Annotated in this window: 23 protein-coding genes; 9 read left to right on the top strand and 14 right to left on the bottom strand. The window is 52.2% G+C overall.

The genetic code is table 11. The annotated features are described in order from the left end of the window. Window positions 1-59 precede the first annotated feature (59 nt). Window positions 60-2297: a catalase/peroxidase HPI gene (gene katG / locus CWE12_RS09735; RefSeq protein WP_126789521.1), complete on the bottom strand. Its 2238-nt coding sequence runs from the start codon at window positions 2295-2297 to the stop codon at window positions 60-62. A gap of 236 nt (window positions 2298-2533) precedes the next feature. Here katG and CWE12_RS09730 point away from each other — a divergent pair, with 236 nt between their 5' ends. Beyond that, on the top strand, window positions 2534-3541 hold the full coding sequence (locus tag CWE12_RS09730) for a zinc-dependent alcohol dehydrogenase family protein (RefSeq protein ID WP_126789520.1): 1008 nt from the start codon (window positions 2534-2536) through the stop codon (window positions 3539-3541). A 77-nt stretch (window positions 3542-3618) separates the two neighbouring features. Next, complete coding sequence (locus CWE12_RS09725; RefSeq protein WP_241984184.1) at window positions 3619-4440, top strand: thioesterase family protein; 822 nt, start codon at window positions 3619-3621, stop codon at window positions 4438-4440. A gap of 20 nt (window positions 4441-4460) precedes the next feature. Here the strand turns inward: CWE12_RS09725 and CWE12_RS09720 are convergent, their stop codons facing one another. After that, the gene (locus tag CWE12_RS09720) at window positions 4461-4880 is read right to left on the bottom strand and encodes a c-type cytochrome (protein ID WP_126789519.1); all 420 of its coding nucleotides are present in this window, start codon (window positions 4878-4880) and stop codon (window positions 4461-4463) included. Between the two features lie 133 nt (window positions 4881-5013). On the opposite strand from CWE12_RS09720, the gene CWE12_RS09715 reads away from it, so the two are divergent. After that, a complete protein-coding gene (locus CWE12_RS09715) occupies window positions 5014-5184 on the top strand; it encodes a DUF6435 family protein (protein ID WP_126789518.1) in 171 nt (56 codons plus the stop codon). A gap of 33 nt (window positions 5185-5217) precedes the next feature. Continuing rightward, window positions 5218-6642, top strand: a complete 1425-nt coding sequence (locus tag CWE12_RS09710; protein ID WP_126789517.1) for a M24 family metallopeptidase — start codon at window positions 5218-5220, stop codon at window positions 6640-6642. On the opposite strand, the gene CWE12_RS09705 is transcribed toward CWE12_RS09710, so the two are convergent. Both CWE12_RS09705 and CWE12_RS09700 read right to left on the bottom strand, forming a co-directional pair. After that, window positions 6639-7487, bottom strand: coding sequence for a DODA-type extradiol aromatic ring-opening family dioxygenase (locus CWE12_RS09705; protein ID WP_126789516.1), 849 nt, complete (start codon window positions 7485-7487; stop codon window positions 6639-6641). The two genes, CWE12_RS09710 and CWE12_RS09705, sit on opposite strands and share 4 nt — an antisense overlap. 55 nt (window positions 7488-7542) lie before the next feature. Further along, entirely contained in the window at window positions 7543-7989 is a 447-nt protein-coding gene (locus tag CWE12_RS09700) for a DoxX family protein (RefSeq protein WP_126789515.1), read from the bottom strand. 158 nt (window positions 7990-8147) lie between these two features. Here CWE12_RS09700 and CWE12_RS09695 point away from each other — a divergent pair, with 158 nt between their 5' ends. Continuing rightward, entirely contained in the window at window positions 8148-9062 is a 915-nt protein-coding gene (locus CWE12_RS09695) for a LysR family transcriptional regulator (protein ID WP_126789514.1), read from the top strand. Here CWE12_RS09695 and CWE12_RS09690 read toward each other — a convergent pair. Next, window positions 9059-9487: an organic hydroperoxide resistance protein gene (locus tag CWE12_RS09690; protein ID WP_126789513.1), complete on the bottom strand. Its 429-nt coding sequence runs from the start codon at window positions 9485-9487 to the stop codon at window positions 9059-9061. The genes CWE12_RS09695 and CWE12_RS09690 overlap by 4 nt on opposite strands. A gap of 182 nt (window positions 9488-9669) precedes the next feature. On the opposite strand from CWE12_RS09690, the gene CWE12_RS09685 reads away from it, so the two are divergent. Together CWE12_RS09685 and CWE12_RS09680 are read left to right on the top strand one after the other, a co-directional pair. After that, complete coding sequence (locus CWE12_RS09685; protein WP_126789512.1) at window positions 9670-10095, top strand: MarR family winged helix-turn-helix transcriptional regulator; 426 nt, start codon at window positions 9670-9672, stop codon at window positions 10093-10095. Window positions 10096-10264: 169 nt separating this feature from the next. Continuing rightward, window positions 10265-10915 (top strand): LiaF domain-containing protein, encoded by a 651-nt coding sequence (locus CWE12_RS09680; protein WP_126789511.1) that lies wholly within the window; start codon window positions 10265-10267, stop codon window positions 10913-10915. 1 nt (window position 10916) lies between these two features. Here the strand turns inward: CWE12_RS09680 and CWE12_RS09675 are convergent, their stop codons facing one another. Further along, complete coding sequence (locus CWE12_RS09675; protein WP_126789510.1) at window positions 10917-12557, bottom strand: ATP-binding cassette domain-containing protein; 1641 nt, start codon at window positions 12555-12557, stop codon at window positions 10917-10919. A gap of 265 nt (window positions 12558-12822) precedes the next feature. Continuing rightward, entirely contained in the window at window positions 12823-13032 is a 210-nt protein-coding gene (locus tag CWE12_RS09670) for a cold-shock protein (RefSeq protein WP_126789509.1), read from the bottom strand. Window positions 13033-13493: 461 nt separating this feature from the next. On the opposite strand from CWE12_RS09670, the gene CWE12_RS09665 reads away from it, so the two are divergent. Then, the gene (locus tag CWE12_RS09665) at window positions 13494-14084 is read left to right on the top strand and encodes an outer membrane beta-barrel protein (protein ID WP_126789508.1); all 591 of its coding nucleotides are present in this window, start codon (window positions 13494-13496) and stop codon (window positions 14082-14084) included. Between the two features lie 78 nt (window positions 14085-14162). Here the strand turns inward: CWE12_RS09665 and CWE12_RS09660 are convergent, their stop codons facing one another. Next, entirely contained in the window at window positions 14163-15347 is a 1185-nt protein-coding gene (locus CWE12_RS09660) for an MFS transporter (protein ID WP_241984183.1), read from the bottom strand. 4 nt (window positions 15348-15351) lie between these two features. Further along, complete coding sequence (locus CWE12_RS09655) at window positions 15352-15546, bottom strand: zinc ribbon domain-containing protein (protein ID WP_126789507.1); 195 nt, start codon at window positions 15544-15546, stop codon at window positions 15352-15354. Between the two features lie 106 nt (window positions 15547-15652). Between CWE12_RS09655 and CWE12_RS09650 the strand changes: the two genes are divergently transcribed. Further along, window positions 15653-16279, top strand: coding sequence for a class I SAM-dependent methyltransferase (locus tag CWE12_RS09650; protein WP_126789506.1), 627 nt, complete (start codon window positions 15653-15655; stop codon window positions 16277-16279). 1 nt (window position 16280) lies between these two features. Here CWE12_RS09650 and CWE12_RS09645 read toward each other — a convergent pair whose 3' ends face one another. The 5 genes from CWE12_RS09645 to CWE12_RS09625 form a co-directional block, all read right to left on the bottom strand. Continuing rightward, complete coding sequence (locus tag CWE12_RS09645; protein ID WP_157981959.1) at window positions 16281-17345, bottom strand: HNH endonuclease; 1065 nt, start codon at window positions 17343-17345, stop codon at window positions 16281-16283. 130 nt (window positions 17346-17475) lie between these two features. Next, window positions 17476-17694 carry a DUF1653 domain-containing protein gene (locus CWE12_RS09640; protein WP_126789504.1) on the bottom strand — a complete coding sequence of 73 codons (219 nt, stop codon included), beginning with the start codon at window positions 17692-17694 and terminating at the stop codon, window positions 17476-17478. 40 nt (window positions 17695-17734) lie between these two features. Next, entirely contained in the window at window positions 17735-18031 is a 297-nt protein-coding gene (locus CWE12_RS09635; RefSeq protein WP_126789503.1) for a hypothetical protein, read from the bottom strand. A 212-nt stretch (window positions 18032-18243) separates the two neighbouring features. Continuing rightward, on the bottom strand, window positions 18244-20109 hold the full coding sequence (locus CWE12_RS09630) for a DUF885 domain-containing protein (protein WP_126789502.1): 1866 nt from the start codon (window positions 20107-20109) through the stop codon (window positions 18244-18246). A 184-nt stretch (window positions 20110-20293) separates the two neighbouring features. Further along, a complete protein-coding gene (locus CWE12_RS09625; RefSeq protein WP_126789501.1) occupies window positions 20294-21046 on the bottom strand; it encodes a Fic family protein in 753 nt (250 codons plus the stop codon). Between the last annotated feature and the right edge of the window lie 56 nt (window positions 21047-21102).

The raw sequence follows: 21102 nt of genomic DNA, 5'->3' as shown, positions 1-21102 counted from the left end.
GGCGACCCTCAGGTCGCCGTTTCATTGACTAACTAACATCAGTTAAAGCAAATTCGCTGTTACCGCAGGTCGAAACGGTCCAGCTGCATTACTTTCGTCCAGGCGCTGACAAAGTCGTTCACGAACTTCTCTTCCACACCAGATACCGCATAGGCTTCAGCGGTAGCACGCAGTTCTGCGTTGGAACCGAAGATCAGGTCAACCGGGGTCGCCGTCCACTTCAGGTCACCGCTGCTGCGGTCATAGCCGTTGAAGATACCGTCTTCGTCGTCAGACTTTTCCCAACGAGTAGACATATCGACCAGGTTTACAAAGAAGTCATTGCTCAGCTGGCCAGGACGGTCAGTGAAAACACCGTGCTGCGCACCACCTGTATTCGCATCCAGTGCACGCAAGCCACCAACCAGTACCGTCATTTCAGGAATGGTTAAGGTCAGCAGGTTAGACTTATCAACCAGCATTTCTGCAGGCGACACACGGGCATCTTCGCTGTAGTAGTTACGGAAACCATCAGCATCAGGCTTGAGCATGTTGAACGCATCGACGTCGGTCTGCTCGGCCAGTGCATCCGCACGACCTGGTTCAAATGGAACTTCAATGTCATAGCCTGCGTCGCTCGCTGCTTTTTCTACCGCAGTAGCGCCAGCCAGTACAATCAGATCTGCCAGGGAAATACCACGGTTGCCGCGACGGTTGTTGAACTCAGTCTGAATGCCTTCCAGCGTTTCCAGAACACGAGCTAACTCGTCCGGGTTATTCGCTTCCCAGTTAATTTGTGGTTCAAGACGGATGCGAGCACCGTTTGCACCACCACGCATATCACTGCCACGGAAGGTCGAAGCCGACGCCCATGCAGTACGCACCATTTCAGGTACAGTCAGGCCAGAATCAAGAATTTCAGACTTCAGGCGACGAATATCGCGTGCATTGACCAGCTCATGTTCAAGCTCAGGAATAGGATCCTGCCAGATTAACGCTTCTTCAGGAACTTCACTGCCGAGGTAACGAGCACGAGGGCCCATGTCACGATGGGTCAGTTTGAACCAGGCACGCGCGAAGGCATCTTCGAACTCAGCCGGGTCCTCTTTGAAACGCATTGAGATTTCACGGTAGGCCGGATCTTCACGTAGTGACATATCGGTGGTAAACATAATTGGTGCATGACGCACGCCGTCGCGGTGCGCATCAGGAACCATTGTTGAACCCTGACCATCGACCGGGATCCACTGAATAGCGCCAGCCGGACTACGGGTCATTTCCCATTCAAAACCGAACAGGTTGTCCAGGTATTGCGTGGTCCAGGCAATCGGGTTGGCCGACCATGCGCCTTCCAGACCTGAAGTGATAGTGTCTTCAGCATTTCCTTTGCCACAATTGTTGACCCAGCCGAGGCCCTGGTCTTCAATATCAGCAGCCGCTGGTTCACGCTCTAAACAATCACTTGGTTTGTGCGCGCCGTGTGCTTTACCGAAGGTGTGACCACCTGCGATCAGAGCAACGGTTTCTTCATCATTCATTGCCATACGGCCGAAGGTTTCACGAATATCTTCCGCCGCAGCCAGAGGATCAGGGTTACCGTTCGGACCTTCCGGGTTGACATAGATCAGACCCATTTGAGTGGCAGCCAGCGGACGCTCTAAATCGCGCTCTCCCTCATCGCCACCACTATAGCGCTCTTCATGACCCAGCCATTCTTCTTCCATACCCCAATAGGTGATATCTGCCTGCCATTGATCTTCACGACCGCCAGCAAAACCGAATGTTGGGAAGCCCATTGATTCCATGGCTACGTTCCCCGTCAGAACCATCAGGTCGGCCCATGAAAGCGAGTGACCATATTTTTCTTTGATTGGCCAAAGCAGGCGACGAGCGCGGTCCAGGTTAACGTTGTCCGGCCAGCTGTTAAGCGGTTCAAAACGCTGCTGAGCACCGCCTGCACCACCACGACCATCGTATTCACGGTAGGTACCCGCACTGTGCCATGCCATACGAATAAAGAACGGACCGTAATGACCGTAGTCGGCTGGCCACCAGTCCTGAGAATCTGTCATTAATGCTTCGATATCGGCTTTAACTGCCTGCAGATCAAGTTTTTTGAATTCTTCTGCGTAGTTAAAGTCAGGCCCAAGCGGGTTCGACTCGACACCGTGCTGACGTAATGGTGCCAGGTCCAGTTGCTCTGGCCACCAGAAGTCGCCTGATGCCGGCTTACCGGAACTAAATCCTGGCGCAGATGCCAGCATTGCTGACATGGCTACTGCAACCGCAGCTAGCGCCGTTTTTTTTGTTTTAAACATAGTTTGGTTCCTCTGACATATGAGAGAGATTATTAAGCCTGCTTACTATAAAGTTATAAATCCATTTAAGAAATGCATAATCAATTGGAAAAACAGATTGAATTCATCGGTTTATTACATTTTGGTTAACTAACGCTGCGGCGACTATTAGTTTAAGCTGAAGGTCATCGATGAATGACTTAACGCTTGACTTGAAGATTGACTTGACGATTGACGTACTAAATTAGGAGTGTGTAATGAAAGCGATTCAACTGCAGAAACCGGGTGGCCTCGATAATTTAAAAGTGGTCGAGCTGGATGATCCCGGTCAACCTGGTCGCGGTGAAATCCGGGTACGTATACATGCCAGCTCGCTTAATTTTCATGATCTCGGCGTGGCACTCGGACAGATGCCCGCAGCGGATGGGCGGATCCCCATGTCGGACGGCGCTGGCGTGGTTGAAGCGGTCGGCGATGGAGTCAGTGAGTTCCAGCCCGGTGACCACGTGGTCTCCACCTTCTTTCCTGAGTGGCTCGATGGCGAGCCAGAAATAGCTGACTTTTCCACCACGCCCGGCGATGGCATTGATGGCTTCGCCTGTGAATATGTGGTGCGCCCTGCAACTGCGTTTACCCGCGCGCCACAAGGCTATAGCTTTGCTGAAGCCGCCACTTTAACCACTGCAGGGCTGACCGCGTGGCGCGCGCTGGTGGTGAATGGCCAGTTAAAAGCAGGCGACACAGTATTGGTCCTGGGCACCGGTGGGGTTTCCATTTTTTCCCTACAACTCGCCAAAGCGATGGGCGCAACGGTGATTGCTACGTCGTCGTCGGATGAAAAATTGAAACGGGTGCAAAGCCTGGGTGCTGATCATGTGATCAACTACAAAACCACCCCGGACTGGGGTGACAAAGTGCGTGAGCTGACCGCTGGTCGCGGCGTTGACCACACGGTTGAAGTGGGCGGTCCGGCAACCCTGACACAATCCATTCAAGCCACCCGAATCGGAGGTCATATTTCACTGATTGGTGTGCTAACCGGCATTTCCGGTGAGGTTCCCACGGTCGCATTAATGGCCCGTCAACAGAAGCTGCATGGTTTGATTGTCGGCAACCGCGCACAGCAACTGGCGATGATACGCGCACTTGAAAGCACCGCCATCAAGCCGGTCATCGACCAGACATTTGCGCTGGAGAAGCTGGCCGATGCATTCGCTGTGCAGAAAAAAGGCGGTCACTTTGGCAAGATCGTTCTGGAGTTCTAGCCAGGCGCTCTGGTCAGAGCTGTTGATGCTGGCTACAATCAGGCTGTTTTATGGTTCGTAACTAACGGGAATTTACAATGCAGTTTAAAGGAATGCAGTTCAAAGGAATGCAATTCACAGCCACCTTAAATGCGCTTTCAGACGAGGCCGAGCAGACCATTGAGTTACCCGCAGGCTGGTCACAGGGTCGTGCCTTCTTCGGCGGGTTCGGTGCTGCCATTGCCTATCAACACGGATTCAATGGTGTCGAAACAGGGCAGGCTATACGGGCGATGACAGTCTCGTTTGTAGGCCCGCTGGCGGTGGGTCCTGTGGTACTGAAACGGAGGATTTTGCGGCAGGGTAAAAATGTAACCCAGGTCAGCGTCGACATCGAACAGCAAGGTCAGGTCGGACTCAGCGCCCTGTTAACCTTCGGCCGTTCACGCGACTCAGTGGTACGGGTAACCGAGACCCCGGCCTCTTCCGTTCCCTCGCGTGACAAAGGGGCGGACATGCCACGTTCAGATCTGGTGCCTGAGTTCGCCCGGCATTACGAGTACCGTCTCAATGTTGGCGCGATGCCTTTTAGCAACCAGCCAGAGCGTGAATTCGGCGGCTGGATGCGCTATGCCGAAGAAGACCAGCCGATCGATATCGGTTTATTCCTCGGCCTGGTTGATGCCTGGCCACCGGCCGTTTTGCCTCATTTGAAGCACCCGGCGCCGGCCAGTTCTCTGACCTGGACGATTGAGTTCCCCGAGCCTTTGCCCAGCCACCGCACTACTCGCAGCTGGTGGCAGTATGTCGCCTATATCGACTATGCTGCCGACGGGTATGGCCATACCCATGCCAATATCTGGGACGAAGACGGTAATTTGGTGGCAATTAGCCGACAGACCATTACGGTATTTGGCTAGTGTTTTCGGCTCGAGCCTAATTATTCCGGGTTTTTCATGTAAGCAATAAGCGCCGCCCGCGCCTGCTCACTGGAAAGCCCGGTAAATGGCAGACACATGGTATCGACCATGGCTTGCGGATCCTGCAGCCAGTTATCCATGCGTGATTCTGTCCAGACAAAATCATGCTCGGAAAGATGCTGCGGAAACTGCCAGCCTTCCACATCGCCAAACTGACGGCCGATAATCCCTTCCAGATGAGGCCCCGAAATCGCCCGGCCATCTGCGTCCACTGAATGGCAGGCTACACAGCGAATAAATTCGCGCTTGCCTTGCGCCACCAGGGCTTGATCGACAACGCGAGCCTCGCCAGCGTCATCCGTTACGGCGCTCGTCCCTGTATCATGGGCACAAGCCGTCACCAGCAGACTCAAGGCGCCCGTTATCACTACTCGATTCATTGCTGACTTCCATTTAGCCGATGTTTGTACGTCCCGATAAGGTTATCACAGGCTTAGAGGGATCTGTTCGTTACCTGGCTGCGTAAGATACCTACCGAGATTAAATAGTTGCCAAGACTACCAAGAGGTTTGTATGTTTGGATGGTTTAAGAAAAACCCGACCAGTAAATTACGTAAAGAGCTGTCTGCATTGCAGGAAAAGTCCATGCAGGCACAACGCAATGGCGATATTCGCGCTCATTCACAGCTGTCTGCGCAGGCGGACCAACTGTGGCGCGAGATTCAGCGGCTGGAAGAAAGCTGACAGCGCTGGCCGTTTATAACCACAGGACAGGCTATGAAAACTAATAAAAAAGATCAGCGCGTCTACAAGCACGGCGTTTTAACGTTCCTCGCCATCGTTGTTGCTCTGCTGGTGATACTGATCATTAGCACCCTGTTTACCCCTGCCCAGGCTCAGCAAGAGCCCGCCACTCAGGGCCGGGTTATTGCATCCGCTGACGAATTCGCGGTGCTGCCGTTCCGCGACCGCATTGAGCCTGAAAATACCATTCTGGACCAACGCCTCGAGCAATTGTTACCGCCGTTAATGGAACAAGCCGGGCTTGATATGTGGCTGGTGATAAACCGCGAATATGCGGAAGATCCGGTCTACTTCAGCCTAGTGCCGCAACCAACGTTCGCTGCCCGCCGCACCACCATGCTGGTATTTAACAGGACAGAAAACGGTACCATCGAACGCTTGTCGGTGAATACCTACCCGCTTGGCGACCCCTATGAGTCCGCCTGGTCGGGCGGCGATCTGGATGAGCAATGGGCGGCACTGGCAAGTCTGATTGAGCAGAAAGATCCCGCCCGGATTGGGATTAACGTATCGACCCACTGGCCCGAAGCTGATGGCCTGACCAAGGCTCTTCACCAGCGCTTACTGGATGCATTGCCAGAGTCTTACCATCCACGCCTGACCAGTGCAGAACAACTTAGCGTGCGCTGGCTGGAAACCCGTACTCAGGCAGAACTCGATGTCTATGCACAGGCGGTTGGTTTAGCACGGGGGGTTATCGCCGAAGCCTTTAGCAGCAGGGTCATAACGCCGGGGGCTACCACCACCGACGATGTGGCCTGGTATATCCGTCAGCGCTTTGCCGACCTGAATCTGCCCGCCTGGTTCATGCCTTATGTCACCTTCCAGCGCCATGACAACCAATGCAGCGACGACATGCCTTTTTGCAGTAACGGTCGCGGTGTGATTCAGCGCGGTGATGTGCTGCATACCGACGTTGGCATCTGTTACCTGAAGATGTGCACCGATACGCAGGAGATGGCGTATGTTTTGCGTAACCACGAATACGACGCACCAGCCGGATTAAAAACTGCATTACGGACTGGCAATCAGTGGCAGGATATTCTGACCAGTGAATTTGTGAGCGGTCGCAGTGGCAACGACATCCTCGCCGCGACCCGCGCTGAAAGTGAACGTCAGGGCATTACCAGCAGCACCTATACCCACCCGATCGGCTTGTTTGGCCATGCACCGGGCCCCACCATTGGGATGTGGGATAATCAGGGTCCTACCGCCGTCAACGGCGACTGGCCGCTGCACCCCAACACCGCGTACGCCATTGAAGGCAATATTCGGCAGCCATTGCCAGAGTGGGATAACCAGACTATTCAGATTATGCTCGAACAAACGGCCTACTTTGACGGCGAGCGGGTAATCTATGCCGCGGGCCGTCAGACAGAATGGCATTTGGTTCGTTAGCCTTGGCTAAGGCCCGTCGCTGCTACGGCGGGCCAATAGAACATTCCCGCCTGCTTACCCAGTACGGTGGCTGACTGATAGTGCGCACAACGCCTCTGGGCAAGTCCGTAGCAGACATGCAACGGCAGCAAATGCTCTTCGCGCGGATGGCAGAAACGGGCCTCCGGGGCGGACTCCCAGTTAATCAGTCGTTCAAGTCGCTGCCCTTCACTCAGCTCTGGGCTGACACAGGTATACTTGAGCCAGTCCTCGAACGCCTGGTTGCGCCGATTGCTGTCATCCGACGACGGTGCGAAAAAGGCGCGCATATTATGAAACGAGAAACCTGAGCCCATCACCAGCACATTTTCCAGATCAAGCTGTTGCAGGGCCTGCCCCAGTTGAATATGAGTGCGCGCGTCGAGGCTGTTAACCAGTGATAGCTGCACCACAGGAATGTCCGCTTGCGGATACATGATTTTCAACGGCACAAACACCCCGTGGTCCAGTCCGCGTTGGGTATCCAGCTCGCACGCCATACCAGCTTGCTGTAATACCGCCTGTAACTGTTCTGCCAGCGCGGGGGAGCCGGGGGCAGGGTATTTGATCTGGTAGGACTCCGCCGGGAACCCGGAATAGTCGTAGAGTAGCTCAGGCTGAGCACTGGCGGTAACCGTCGCCACGGCGGTTTCCCAGTGAGCGCTGATGACCAGAATCGCGGCGGGCTTCACCAGTTCGTTCGCTATAGCTTTAAGTTGCACTACCAATTCGCGATGAGCCGGGTCGCCCAGTAACGGCAACGGGCCACCACCATGAGAAATGTATAAAACATCGGGCGTCCCCTGGGTACGGGTGTGGGTTTGCATGTCATGCACCTTGGTTGATAAAAGGAGCACGGCTGCACGCCGTGCTGTATGAGCTTTACTGCAGTTTGCCTGCGATCAGGTTATCCAGGGCAAAACGACCACCGCCCTGCAAGGTTAACGCCGCGGTTGCTGCCAGCAGGGTCAGTGCAAATTCATAGCCGCCATTTGCCATAAACAAACCATTGCTGATGTGGACACTGAAAATTGCCACCACCATAGTCACGGCGGATACCAGTGCCGCAGGGCGAGTCAATAAGCCCAGAATCAAAGCCAGGCCGCCAAAGAATTCCGCGCCACCGGCCAGTAACGCCATCAGTAAGCCCGGTTGCAGACCAATACTTGTCATCCATTCCGCGGTACCAGCTAACCCATGACCGCCGAACCAGCCAAACAGCTTTTGGGCGCCGTGGGCGACTAGAATTATTCCAACCGGAACCCGCAGCAATAAAGCGGCTGTTCCGGCGTGCGAAGCGAATAGTTTGTGTAAGCGTTGTGTGTTCATTGTTCTCTCCTAATCAATCGGTTTTGAAGTAAGTACGGGGTAAATAAAAATGCCTGACTGGCGATAGTTACACTCTACTCCTGGTGATTAGGTAGATTAAGATGCTTTTTATTGTATGATTACCAACACTACATTGATAATTGAGGCTAATTTGCGTTATGAACCGACTCCAGGCCATGCAGACGTTCGCCAGCGTCGTCAGCGAAGGGTCTTTTACTCAGGCCGCCGATCGCCTCAATATCTCGCCGCAGCTGGTAAGCAAATACGTTAGCCAACTGGAAACCCATCTGGGGGTGCGTTTGCTTAACCGCACCACGCGACGCATCCACCTGACCGAAGCGGGTTTGCAGTATTACCAACGCGCCCAGCAGGTGCTCAACGATATTGAGGACATGGAATGTCAGCTCAGTGACTTGCAGAGCGAGGCTCGGGGCACCTTGCGTATCAGCGCGCCAGTCTCTTTTGCTATCCGCCATCTGGCCCCTGTGGTGGCCAATTTTCAGCAAGCCAACCCTGCGCTCAGCGTGGATTTACAGCTGAATGATCGGAAAGTCGATATTATTGAAGAGGGTTTTGATATTGCCTTGCGCATTGGCCGGCTAAAAAGCTCGTCACTGATTGCCAAACGCATTGCACCCATCCACCTTCTGTACTGCGCGTCGCCAGCGTATCTGGCTGAGCACGGTGAGCCAGCTAGTATTGAGTCGCTGACTGACCATCGATTCCTGCGTTACACCTACTCTGATGACAGCCAGGTTCAGAACCCCGCGGGCAGCCCGGCTGAAGAGCATTATCCATTGGTAAGTAATAACGGGGACGTCCTGACTGCCGCGGCCATCGCTGGGGCCGGGATTGTGTTACAACCCAGCTTTATCGCCAGCGAGGCGATAAAACTGGGGCAGTTGAAGGTAATACTGGCTGAGCAGGCGCCCAGCCCTATTGCTTTATACGCGGTCTATGCGCACCGCCAGTTGGTGGCCAGCAAAGTACGTCACTTTATCGACTTCATCGACGGCTACTTTGGTGACCCTCCTTACTGGGATGCGCTCGACGCTAACCCCGACAACGACTAAGCGACGTTCAGCTTAACCTCAATATTGCCGCGGGTGGCGTTTGAGTATGGGCATACCTGATGCGCGGTTTCGACCAGCTTTTCCGCATCGGCTTTATCTACACCCGGCAATGAAATATTCATTTCAACAGCAATGCCAAAGCCTTGCTCGATAGGGCCAAATTTCACTTCAGCGTCAATTGAGGTGTCATCTGGTACTTTAACCCCTACCTTGCTCGAAACGGCCTTCATTGCGCCCATAAAGCAGGCCGAATAACCCGCCGCGAACAGCTGCTCTGGGTTGGTGCCCTGACCACCGTCACCGCCCATTTCTTTTGGTGTCGACAACGACACTTTTAAACGCCCGTCATCCGACGCTGATTCACCAGTGCGGCCACCTTTGCTGGTGACTTTCGCTGTGTATACGGTTTCTTTTAATTTGTTCATAGAGTTCTCCTCGGTTGTTCACTTGAAGTAAGGCGCTAGAGTGCGACGTTAAAGTAATGCACTCACGTAAGGCACAAGCGCCAGTAAAATGCTTTGCATACAAAATATATAGCAGCTATCTTCCAATTTGCAAATACTTTTTATGCAAAGTATTCTCATTGGTATCGTTAAAAGGAGTTCATATGCGCCATCCCCAGTTGTTGCTGGACAACCAGCTTTGCCACCGTATTTACATGGCGAACCACAACCTCAACAGGGTTTATAGCAGTCTGCTCGAGCCCTTGCAGCTGACATACCCACAATATGTGGTGATGATGGCCTTGTGGCAGCAGGATCAGATAACCCTCAGCCAATTAAGCGAACGCACCCGCATCGATGCCGGCACTTTATCGCTGATGGTCAGAAAACTGACCGATAAAAATCTGATTGACGTGCGCCCCGGCAAAGACGACAAACGCCAGCGCGTGGTGCACCTGACAGAACCCGGCCAGGCTCTGGCCGACCAGGCTAGCAACCTGCCCGACCAAGTACTGTGCGCCTTCCCGACACTGGACCAGGACGAACTTAAGACCCTCGCGCAGCTGCTCGATAAACTCAACCAGGCATAATGAACGAACTGGCCAGCAAATTGGTGTTTTCACCAATTGTTAGTACAATTTATTAACGCTGAGCGAATAGCATGAGTTTAATCCTTTAATTATCAGATGGTTACATTGAGGCTCGATTCTTGCTTGCAGGTTATACTCAGAATAACCAACGCGCATATGAGAGACCGACATGCCAGTCAAACTAGAAGACAGACCGATCGAGCAGGTTCGCGAAGAAACCATCGACAAGCTCATTGTAAATTATAGCCACGGGATCATTTCTGCCGAGGCCTTTGAACGGCGCCTGGATGATGCCAGCAATGCCGACGCTCACCAGCCGCTGGTGGATTTGGTTGCTGACCTGCCACTGGAAGCAGACAACGAATACGAGCGCTATAAAGACAGTCAGTTCACCCCGAACTACCGTGCTGCCGGCGAACGGACCGAAGAACGCATTGTCTCCATACTGAGCAGCAATGAACGCGACGGCCAGTGGACAGTGCCTAAAGAACTGCACCTAATCTGCGGCATCGGTTCACTGACGCTGGATCTCACCGACGCCGTGTTTGAACATCAGCATGTGGTCATTCAGGTATCCAACATTCTCAGCTCGGTGGAAATTTTTGTGCCGGAGCATGTCAATGTCTCAAGCCGGATCACCAGTATTATCAGTTCAAGCGAAAACAGTGCGCCCTCAATGGGTGGCCGTCAGGCACCGACCATCTCTATCGAAGGTTGGTCAGTGCTGGGCTCTATAGAAGTGAAAGTGAAGAAAACCATGAAAGAAAAACTGGTCGCCTTCGCCAACAGCATTAAGTCGGCACTGAACGGTAGCCAATAGGCTAGAGCGCCAGCTCCAGGTGCTCGCTGACACCTGCGTCCTCAACAAAATGGTCGTCGTGACTGACCAAGAGCAACGCCCCGGGGTAGCCGCGAATAGCCTGAGCCAGTTGCCGCCGCGCCTGAATGTCGAGGTGGTTATCCGGTTCATCGAAAAGCAATAACCCGGGCTCAGCCTGCAATGTCACCATCAGCATCGCCAGCTTCATCGTTTCGCCACCGCTTAAGTAACCCGCGGGCCGGTCAACCGCGTCCGCCATTAAGCCCGCCTGTGCTAATGCTGTGCGGGCGGTCGTGGTAGTCAGGGTTGTCGCTTTCCCCGGCTGCGGCGAGTAGTTCAATAGGTTATCCAGCACCGTCCGCGCAGGGTCGACCAGCGAAAAACTCTGATCGAGCAAATGAACACCGGTATTCAATGCCAGCGCACCAGATAAAGGGCGCAGTCGTTTCGTCAACACATTCAGTAAGGTCGATTTGCCACTGCCATTGAGCCCCAGCAAGCGAACTTTATCGCCAGGCACCAGCGTGAATGTAACTGGCCGCTGCGACCCATAGGGCAACACCAGCTGCTCACAACTAAGGAGCCTCCTTTTACGCGGCTCAGCGCCCGAACCTTCGCCTGGCAGCTGGAACTGAACATCCTGCATCAGCGCAAGACGTTGCCGGGCATCTGTTAAGCGCCCGGCCGCCTGGCTTTGTTGCCGCTCCATTTGCGTTGAGCGTGCCCGCGCGCTTTGTTGTGAATTCTCTTTCGCAAAATCCAGCATTATTTTGGCCTGGCCGCCTTTGCTGCGGTCCGCTTTGCCTTTGGCCTGGCGTTTCTCGGCTTTCTCGCGGGTGCGCTGCAACGTTTGCTGCAGGCGTTTCTTGTCTTTCACCGCATCCTGCAACTGACGCTCGACCGCTGCAGTCTGCAAGCCAGCCAGCTCGCTATACGTGTTGTAGTTGCCTTCAAACCGCTGCAACCCCAGGCTAGTCAGCTCGCTCACACTTTCCACATGGTCCAGCAAGCTACGGTCGTGACTCACCAGCAGCAAACAATGCCCCGGCTGAGCCACAAATTTTTTGCATTGCTGCAGTAGCCAGGTGCGCCCCCGCGTATCCAGGTGATTACCCGGCTCATCCAGAAGCAGATTAACTGGATTCCCATTCAATGCAGGATTAAAAGCCTGAAATAAGCGCAGCCGGGTACGCTCACCACCACTAAGTTGATTTACTTGTTTGTCAAAGCCCCTGGCCGGGTCCCACAACCTCAGTGTTTCCAGTTGTTGCCGCAGATCATCGCGATAGGTCCAGTTGTCGCCGACCAACTCAAAGTCAGCCTCGTCAACGTGACCCTGCGCAATACGCTGCAGCGCGGCTAACAAGGGGGCCGCATTCAGGTAGTCTGCAATGCTTGCGTCTGTCGGCTGATCATTCTGACTGACAAAGCCCACACTGCCAGTACGGTGTACCGCGCCAGTCGTTGGCAGCAAGGCTGGTGGTGCCGCGTCGCCTGCCAGGACCCGCAATAAGCTTGATTTGCCGCAGCCGTTGCGGCCAACCAGAGCATGAAAGCCCGGCGACAAGGTAAAATTGATATCGCTGAAAGCAACGCTGCCGTCGCTCCATTGCAAAGAAATTGATTGCGCACTGATTGTCATGACGCCTCCGGTTACCGTGAAGATGGTGAACGCGGGGCGGGGTAAAGCCTGAGTGAGGCTAACCCACTAACCCTGGTTACATAAAGCATGTGTACAGGCTTAGTTGTTCATGGCGGCAGGCTCCAGAATGAGGAAGAGGTCAAACTATAGTTGAATTCAGGGGGTAAAATAAAGTGACAGGCATAAAAAAACGCACCCGAAGGTGCGCTTTTAGCAACGTAATCTATTGAAGTAGTTTACCGCGAACGGCGACTACTTCGAATAATTACACAGCTACGATGTTTTCTGCCTGAGGACCCTTAGGACCCTGAGTAACAGTAAATTCAACCGCTTGACCTTCAGTCAAAGTTTTGAAGCCGCTGCTAGCGATTGCGCTGAAATGTGCAAACACATCTGCGCCGCCTTGCTGCTCTAGAAAACCAAAACCTTTAGCTTCGTTAAACCATTTAACAGTACCAGTTACAGTATTAGACATAATTAATATCCTGAAATTTATATATAAGTGAGCTCACTGCGCTTTAAATTAAAATTAAATTTTATATTTAAACTAACGCCTGAGCGGAATTCGGAAAGGAAATAACAAAGATTAAAACAACAGGACGGAGATAATTACGAATAATTGTGCAACGAATTGAAGATCTAAATAATATTTACTTATCCAACGACGCCTAGACTACGCCCATCTGAAGTTAAGTCAACCATTCATTTCAACAGAAGTCATGTTTCGCTCATTTTTCACTTATGTTTCGGCAAGATCGCGGCGTATGCAGCCCTCCATTCGCCGATACAGTATCGTTATAATTAGCGCTCAAAACACGTAAGTGCCTGCTAACTATACGAATTTGCTTAACTTAACTGCACTGATTTTATATAATCCAGCCACTCTCGGAGAAGAGTAAGTTTCAAGGACATACTTAATTATATAAAGGGACCACCATGAAAAAACTAGTTCAATTCACTTCCTTAGCCAGTATCTTAGCCGCCTCTGCATTCGCTACAGCCAGTGCCAATGAAAATTTAGAAGGCTTTTCAGTTCAGGCAGGCGTGGGTGTTTTCACTCAGGACTTATCAGCGCCAGGGTTCGCCAACGAGGAGTCCGGTACTGGAATTAACCTGCGCGCATCATATAACTTCACGCCAAGCATCGCGGCTGACGTCAGCTACGCTGATTTCGGCGAGTACGAGCATTCTGAAGCCGGGCTCAATGAAACCTTTAACACCAGCGCTTTTAAAGTAGGGGCTACAGGTTTCTACCCAATCAGCGACTCAGTTCAGCTATTTGGACGTGTAGGCGTTGCATTCTGGGATACCGAATTTGCGATTACTGAAAGCGGTAGTGGCGAATCTTTGTCTTTCAGCGACACTGGAAACAGCATCTACTGGGGGCTGGGCGGTGAATATGCGTTCAACGAAAATCTGACCATCGCCATTGAAGTGGTGTTCTTAGATATCGAGCCAACGTTCCTTAACACTGAGTTCGAAAACTCCATTTCTGGCACCTTAGCGTCGATTAAATACTCGTTCTAAGCTAGCCACATTGATGTAGCGGACAGCAGTCCGCTACTTTTTCCATCTCCACCTACTCTTTACCCTGCCTTCCCGCGCTCAGCGCCGCATAATGTACATATAGCCGGCCAGACCCAGCACGGGCCCTGGCACTAATAACCAGACTGCATCAATACCCACATGCTCAAACAGCGCCATCGCCGCCGCTATTGAGACCATGGTAATGGCAAAGCCGATCGAGTTCTGAATCGCCAGTGCCGTCCCAACCAGTTGCGGCGGGCAGGCTTGTGCCGACATGGACGAGAACTGAGGTGAATCCGCACTGACCGACGCACCCCACACCAGCAGCAAAAGAGCCAGCAACAACTCAGGTAAGTCTCGCCAGCCCAGTGCAAAAATAAGCGCGCAAATGCCCGAACAGGCCAGCGCTGATAACGCCACCCGGGCACTGCCGACACGTTTAGACAGCGACCCGCCAAGCAAACAACCAATCGCGCCCATGGCAATGATCGCAAACGACATCAGCGAGATACTCAGCATCGGATAGCTGTCGACCAGTCGCGAGCGGGCCAGCAACAACGGCACCAGGGTCCAGAATGCATAGAGCTCCCACATGTGACCAAAATAGCCAACAGCGGCAGCACGAAAGCCACGAATTCTGAACGCGTCCATCACCCCCAGCGGCTTTCCCTGAGCTTTAGTTGGCGCCGAAAGTTGCCCGTTCGCATAAGGCCCGTCACCCAACAAATGAATGAGCAACGCCGCAAACAGCGCCAGCACAGAAGAAGCAGTAATAATCCATTGCCAGGGCAGATCGGCGCCAACTTCACGCAAGCCATGGGGGAGCGCCGTGCCCAGTACCAGCATCGCCAGCAACTGTGCCAGCGCAGCGCCGGTGCGTTCAGGCGCCCAACTCACCACCAGTTTCATGCCAATCGGATAAATACCCGCCAGCGACAAGCCAACCAGAAACCGCAAAATGAGCGCGCTGCTAAGGCCATCAGCAAACCAGGCAAACAGCACATTAAACAGAGCCCCAGCAATCGCGCTGGCAACAAATATCGTGCTCGCCCGCCATCGGTCCGCAATGCCCGACAGCGCCACCACCAAAGTACCAAGCACAAAGCCCGCCTGCACCGCACTGGTCAGCCAACCAATCCCCGTCGGCGTAAGCTGCAGGCTCTGCATTAAATCATTACCCGCGCTGTTCGCGCTAAACCACAGCGAGGTACCAAATAGCTGCGCTAAGGAAATGACTAAAACAGGGTCCAGTCGCTTCGGCAAAAAACTACTCGTCATCAGTGCGGGCAAGGACTTCAAACTCACCGTCCGCCGCTTCAACAATCACCACCTCAATCGGCTGACAACAGATCTGGCAATCCACAATTTGCTGTTGCTGCACATCGTTGACCGGATCAATCTCAATCGAATTCGGCGCCATGCAATAAGGGCAACTGAACTCAGCTTCGTGGGTTAGCGACATAGACGACTCCGTGGAATGGGGTTGTTAGTTACGATAGCAGGTGATGACTGCAACCAGGCAACAAGCATGATATAAAACCGATACGCTTTCCAACCATAATACCCGAATGAAGCACACGGACGAAGCAACACTCCAGTACTACCGCGACAACGCCGAAGAGATTTTCGAGCGTTATGAAGCCGTGAGCCAAAGCGGTATCGCCGAGCATTTCAGCTCAAGCTTCTCACCCGGCAGCAAAGTGCTGGATGTTGGTGCAGGCTCAGGCCGCGATGTGCGTAGGTTACTAGAACTGGGGTTTGATGCTTATGGCGCCGAGCCAGTGGAAGAACTGCGTGATTTAGCAATTAGCAAACACCCTCAACTTGCGACTCGATTATTCGCGGGTACTGTACCGAATGATTTACCTATCGATCAGAAATACGACGGCATCATATGTTCTGCGGTGCTCATGCACATTCCGCCTCCGCAGTTACCAGCCACGTTACTAACACTGCTGAATCTACTTACCGTAAACGGGCGCCTACTGATCTCAATACCAGCGTCGCGCTCCGATATAAACGACAAAGATCGCGACCCTCATGGGCGTTTATTTAACCCAATAACGACCGATAAATTAAAGGCGTTATGCAATAAACTCGCCCTAAAATGCGCAGCAGAACACGTAAGCGAAGACGCACTTCAGCGACAAGGAACAACCTGGTACACCTTATTGTTGATGCGCAGGCTTCAATAAATTAAATTCCTTTTTTGTGAAACACCTCACGATGGAACGCCATGTATTCCTGATGTTTTGCATACAAGGGCACCGTCATATCATCGTGTATACCTAAGCTCTGGTATTCACCAAGTTGGTCAGAAATCAGGATTTTCCCCTTTTCATCAAACGACACATAATTTAAGTCAAAAGCCTTATCAAGATTCGGAATCAGTAATAGACCATTGAAAGGGTCCAGCCGCTCCTTGTTATCGGAAGAAGACCAAGGCTTGATATGGGAAGCAAGCAGAAGTGAAATGTTGTCGTACCCAGTTACGGCGCAACGTTGCCAGCTGTCAATAAGACGCCGACGGAATTTGCCCTGCCCGCGACGAGCCTGTACTAAACTTGATTTCACCGTGGGCTCGAGTGATGTATCTTGTTCAATTACTTCAACATCATGCTGCGCCGTGGCATCCGTTAATTCGTCAAGGTAAGCTCGATACATCTTCAAAGCCGCCAGATACATGCCCTTACCACGCTTGTTATAGTCTACGAACTCTTGAACTTTTAGCGCGCTATCCATCACTCGAACGAGTGCAAAATAGTCCGAAATTGAAAGCAAATTGGTGTGCCACTGTCCGGCGTCTGAAAGCCAGTTAGGAATTGAAGTTTTTAACGCCTGAGTATAATTAGCTACCGTTTTTTCTGTCTTACCAATAGACAAAGCCCAGCGTTTAAAACCCTCTTCACGCGTATCGAGGTTCTCAACCAACGCATTACGTAATACGGCAGCAGTCGTGGCATCTTTCAGGAAGAAAAATAACTCATCATCCAGATACGCATAGGCGATAGTTTGGTTAATTGACTTATCCGAGGGGGTATTGATGCGACCGTAATCTACTTGCTTACCTACGTGGATAGCATGGTGCCAAAACGACGAGGAGCGCAAATAGAAGAAAGGATTGGCCGTATTCAATTGATCTTTTGAGCTTCTGAATTTTTCAAAATACCAGGCAAACCGATTCTTTAGCTCGTCATTATAATAAATCCCGTTCAGCCCAGCGCTACCATCCTCGATTAAATCCATTACCGCAAAAAGCATACACACCTTGTGGGGACTCGCACTCCCACCCGACCGATTAGGCCTTACGTCTTTGAATGCTTCGATGTAATCACTTAGGCCCATACCAGCTCCTTGGGTTATTCTAAAACTTGTTGGATAGCCGATTTCCCTACGATTCAGGAACCCACGCAAAGCGCGCAACGCTCTGCCCATCCACCTCAACGGTTTCCACGAACATATCGTACGGTCTTACCCACAGCTTGCGCTCGCCATACTGCGGGCGATAGAGCACCAGCCATTCGTTGGTTTCGGAATGGCGCACGGTGTCGATGACCTCATATAAAGGGCCTTTGTAATGTTGGTACGTGCCTGATTTGATGGTCTTCATGGATGTTCCTTTGACGTATTTGGTAACCGAACGAGGAGGGTCAATGCAGCAAATGCTCGCGCCGGGCTTCAATTTGCCCCGCGGGTAGCAGCGTACCTATCACCGGCTCCAGGGCAGCCTGTACCTGTGGAATTAAGTCGCGAAACTCGCTCAACAGGGACGCTTCTGACACCTCATCATCGAATACCAGCACCACCTTCAAACTTTGCGGAAAGCGCTGGTAGTTGACCTCGTGGGTCAGCCAGATGAACCCTGGGTGCGTGTCCTTGGCGGCTTCGCACAGGTCGGTGAGTTGCCTGATGATCTCGCGGTCGGTTTTCTTGTCAGTCTTACGCATGGGCTTGGTCGCCTGCTGTAGGGCTCAGGCTGCTAATGTAGCATAGTGAAGCTTAGTGACGCAGCTCGTGTTATACCGCTGAGTTTTATGCGCGTAAAAATGAACGTATACACACTTTTTAGCGCACAAAAAAGCGCACCACCGGAAGACCGATGATGCGCTGACTGTATCTACTTATTTCAGATACTTACTTCAGATGCTTACTTCAAGACCTATGAGCCTTTCGTCTCGCTGATATAGTCTTCTACAAACTGCTCAAGTACATTCAGTGGGACTGGGCCACTGCCAAGCACGACATCGTGGAATTCACGAATATCAAAATCGTCGCCAAGCTCTGATTTCGCCATTTCACGCAATTCCAGGATCTTGATCATGCCAATTTTGTACGCAGTCGCCTGGCTTGGCATTACGATATGACGCTCCACCATCTTCACCGCGTCGGCGCGGGCGTTCGGGGTGTTGGTGACATAAAACTCAATGCCCTCTTCACGCGTCCACTGTTTGTCATGAATACCGGTATCAACCACCAGACGAACCGCACGCCATAACTCCATCGCTAAACGACCAAAGTCAGAGTATGGGTCTTCATACAGGCCGATCTCTTTTGGTAGCAGCTCGGTGTAGAGCCCCCAACCTTCAGTGTAGGCTGTGTAACGACCATACTTTCTGAAACTTGGAATGCCTTCCAGCTCCTGGGCCATCGCGATTTGCATGTGGTGGCCTGGAATGCCCTCGTGGTACGCCAAAGCTTCCATCTGATAGGTTGGCATAGATGCCATGTCGTACAGGTTAGCGTAGTATATACCTGGACGTGAACCGTCCATCGAAGGCTGCTGATAGAACGCTTTGCCCGCAGACTGTTCGCGGAAAGGTTCTACCGCTTTAACAATCAGATCAGCTTCTGGCTTGTTCAGGAACAGTTCGTCAAGGCGCCCACGCATGTTGTCGATGTAAGCTGTTGCTTCATCCATATAACGCGCGCGGCCTTCTTCCGTTGCCGGGTAGATAAAGTCTTCGTTGTTGCGCATGTGGACGAAGAACTCTTCCAGGGTGCCCTCGTAACCTACTTGCTCCATGATCCCGCGCATTTCTTCGTGGATCCGCTCGACTTCGTCCAACCCGATTTGGTGGATCTCATCTGCAGTGAGGTCTGTGGTCGTGGTGCGTTGCAACGCATGGTTATAGAAAGCTTCGCCTTCAGGGAATTTCCAGGCACCGTCGTCGGTATTGGCTTGCTCTGCAATTTCCTCCACCTTGCTGATCAGGTTTTCATAAGCTGGCTGAACTGACTCGAGCATCGCCTCCCGGGCTGCATTCATCAATTCATCCCGCTGGCTGTCATCAAGATCCAGACTTTCCAGTTTGCCGGTGAAGTCAGCCCACAGTGCACTCGGCTCGCCATCGTCAAAAGGCGCGCCTGAAATAATATTTTCACTGTCATTGATGACGTACGGGTAGACAAACTGCGGTGCAATAATTCCCATCTCTGCGCGAATCGTCAAATTCTCTGCCAATTGCTCAAACAGTGTCGGCAAGCCATTCAGGCGGGCGATGTAATCCTCAGCATCCGACACTTCGCTAATGCCGTGCTGGTTAATCAGCAGCGACGCGACGCTGGAATGCATCCCAAACATCTGATTAACCGGGTAGTTGTAATGGCGCCACTCGTAATCAGCAATGTCATTTTCCAGCTGCTGCTTCATTAGCTGCCAGCTTACCCGGGTTTGATCATTCAGCTTCGACTCGTCTATAGCCATGACCCGTTCAAGCTGCGCTTGCTGAAACTCCAGATCTTCTTCTGCGCGCTGCTCAGAAATATCGTCCCATTTATCCTGGTCGTCCTTGATGCCAAGGTACGACTGATACATTGGGCTACGCATCACAGTTTGCATGAAAATGTCTTCAAACAGCTGATTGGCCTTTTCAGACTCAGTTTGCTCCGACTCCTGCGTGCCCGACTGGGCGGCCGGCGCTTGTGACTCGGCAGTGCTAGTTCCGGCCTGGTCTGACGAGTCAGAGCAGGCAGTTATCGCTAACGCTAGCGAAACAGCCAGCGCGATACGTTTATATTCGAACATGTGTTATCTCCTGTTAGTTTTACATACTTGTTAACTAGTATGGCTCATGATGTCAACGTGAAGGCGATTAGAAGGGCAATGGATCAGACAGTTGGGTCGGTAGTCGCTCAAACGAGGGGTCAGCGCGCTTGTGTTATTAACGCCATTAAACGCGAGTTCACAAAAAGCTTCTCCTTACCGGAGGCTAGTTCTTGTTACCGGAGGCTAGTTCTTGCAATACGCCAATATCGCATAATTGCTTCAGATAGACAGAGGCGGTCTGCCGTTTTGCTATGTCGCGCTCTACCAGGTTACTGATTCGGCAGTAGGGCTGCTCAAAGATTACCTGAACCAGCTCATGGCTATATATTTTTGGAAGTTGTGTTTTTACGTGCTCGACTGTGCTCTCCATGAGCGCCTTAATCGCAGCGATTTTGTCACAGGTCCGTGCAGCGGTTTGCTCGACACCTTTCAGTATAAACAAGAGCCAGGACTCCCATTGTTGCTCTCTGGTGACCTGGTTTAAAAGTCGGTAATAGTCTTGCTTGTTCTGGACAATAAATCGACTCAAGTAAAGTATCGGCAGGGTCAGCAAATTTTGTTCGATAAGATATAAAACGTTCAGAATGCGACCGGTTCGGCCATTCCCGTCATAAAAAGGATGAATGGCTTCAAATTGGTAGTGACTCACCGCCATCTTAACAAGCGGATCAAGGTCATCATCGTCGTGCAGAAAACGCTCCCAATTGGTTAGGAGGTTTCGAATCACCTCTTCCCCCACTGGCGGCGTATAGATGACCGCTCCCGTTGTTTGGTTGCCAATGATAGTGCCCGGCATCTTGCGAATGTCCATCTGCGCATTTTTAAGCGTGCTACAAACCTCAATGGCTGTTGCCGTGCAGAGTGGCTTTCTTTCTAGCTGGGTAAAACCTTGGTATAAAGCCGTTCGGCAGCGCAATGCCTCTTTCGTGGCGTGATCTGCCCCTTTATATTCATCGGCATGTTTGAAAAGCT

Source organism: Aliidiomarina sedimenti (assembly GCF_003986955.1).
Taxonomy (GTDB): Bacteria; Pseudomonadota; Gammaproteobacteria; order Enterobacterales; family Alteromonadaceae; genus Aliidiomarina; species Aliidiomarina sedimenti.
This window is presented reverse-complemented; position numbering and strand designations above follow the sequence as displayed.

Excerpts from the sequence above, each read along its gene's own strand:
- katG (WP_126789521.1), bottom strand. The coding sequence starts at position 2,297 with ATGTTTAAAACAAAAAAAACGGCGCTAGCTGCGGTTGCAGTAGCCATG.
- CWE12_RS09730 (WP_126789520.1), top strand. The coding sequence starts at position 2,534 with ATGAAAGCGATTCAACTGCAGAAACCGGGTGGCCTCGATAATTTAAAA.
- CWE12_RS09725 (WP_241984184.1), top strand. The coding sequence starts at position 3,619 with ATGCAGTTTAAAGGAATGCAGTTCAAAGGAATGCAATTCACAGCCACC.
- CWE12_RS09720 (WP_126789519.1), bottom strand. The coding sequence starts at position 4,880 with ATGAATCGAGTAGTGATAACGGGCGCCTTGAGTCTGCTGGTGACGGCT.
- CWE12_RS09715 (WP_126789518.1), top strand. The coding sequence starts at position 5,014 with ATGTTTGGATGGTTTAAGAAAAACCCGACCAGTAAATTACGTAAAGAG.
- CWE12_RS09710 (WP_126789517.1), top strand. The coding sequence starts at position 5,218 with ATGAAAACTAATAAAAAAGATCAGCGCGTCTACAAGCACGGCGTTTTA.
- CWE12_RS09705 (WP_126789516.1), bottom strand. The coding sequence starts at position 7,487 with ATGCAAACCCACACCCGTACCCAGGGGACGCCCGATGTTTTATACATT.
- CWE12_RS09700 (WP_126789515.1), bottom strand. The coding sequence starts at position 7,989 with ATGAACACACAACGCTTACACAAACTATTCGCTTCGCACGCCGGAACA.
- CWE12_RS09695 (WP_126789514.1), top strand. The coding sequence starts at position 8,148 with ATGAACCGACTCCAGGCCATGCAGACGTTCGCCAGCGTCGTCAGCGAA.
- CWE12_RS09690 (WP_126789513.1), bottom strand. The coding sequence starts at position 9,487 with ATGAACAAATTAAAAGAAACCGTATACACAGCGAAAGTCACCAGCAAA.
- CWE12_RS09685 (WP_126789512.1), top strand. The coding sequence starts at position 9,670 with ATGCGCCATCCCCAGTTGTTGCTGGACAACCAGCTTTGCCACCGTATT.
- CWE12_RS09680 (WP_126789511.1), top strand. The coding sequence starts at position 10,265 with ATGCCAGTCAAACTAGAAGACAGACCGATCGAGCAGGTTCGCGAAGAA.
- CWE12_RS09675 (WP_126789510.1), bottom strand. The coding sequence starts at position 12,557 with ATGACAATCAGTGCGCAATCAATTTCTTTGCAATGGAGCGACGGCAGC.
- CWE12_RS09670 (WP_126789509.1), bottom strand. The coding sequence starts at position 13,032 with ATGTCTAATACTGTAACTGGTACTGTTAAATGGTTTAACGAAGCTAAA.
- CWE12_RS09665 (WP_126789508.1), top strand. The coding sequence starts at position 13,494 with ATGAAAAAACTAGTTCAATTCACTTCCTTAGCCAGTATCTTAGCCGCC.
- CWE12_RS09655 (WP_126789507.1), bottom strand. The coding sequence starts at position 15,546 with ATGTCGCTAACCCACGAAGCTGAGTTCAGTTGCCCTTATTGCATGGCG.
- CWE12_RS09650 (WP_126789506.1), top strand. The coding sequence starts at position 15,653 with ATGAAGCACACGGACGAAGCAACACTCCAGTACTACCGCGACAACGCC.
- CWE12_RS09645 (WP_157981959.1), bottom strand. The coding sequence starts at position 17,345 with ATGCTTTTTGCGGTAATGGATTTAATCGAGGATGGTAGCGCTGGGCTG.
- CWE12_RS09640 (WP_126789504.1), bottom strand. The coding sequence starts at position 17,694 with ATGAAGACCATCAAATCAGGCACGTACCAACATTACAAAGGCCCTTTA.
- CWE12_RS09635 (WP_126789503.1), bottom strand. The coding sequence starts at position 18,031 with ATGCGTAAGACTGACAAGAAAACCGACCGCGAGATCATCAGGCAACTC.
- CWE12_RS09630 (WP_126789502.1), bottom strand. The coding sequence starts at position 20,109 with ATGTTCGAATATAAACGTATCGCGCTGGCTGTTTCGCTAGCGTTAGCG.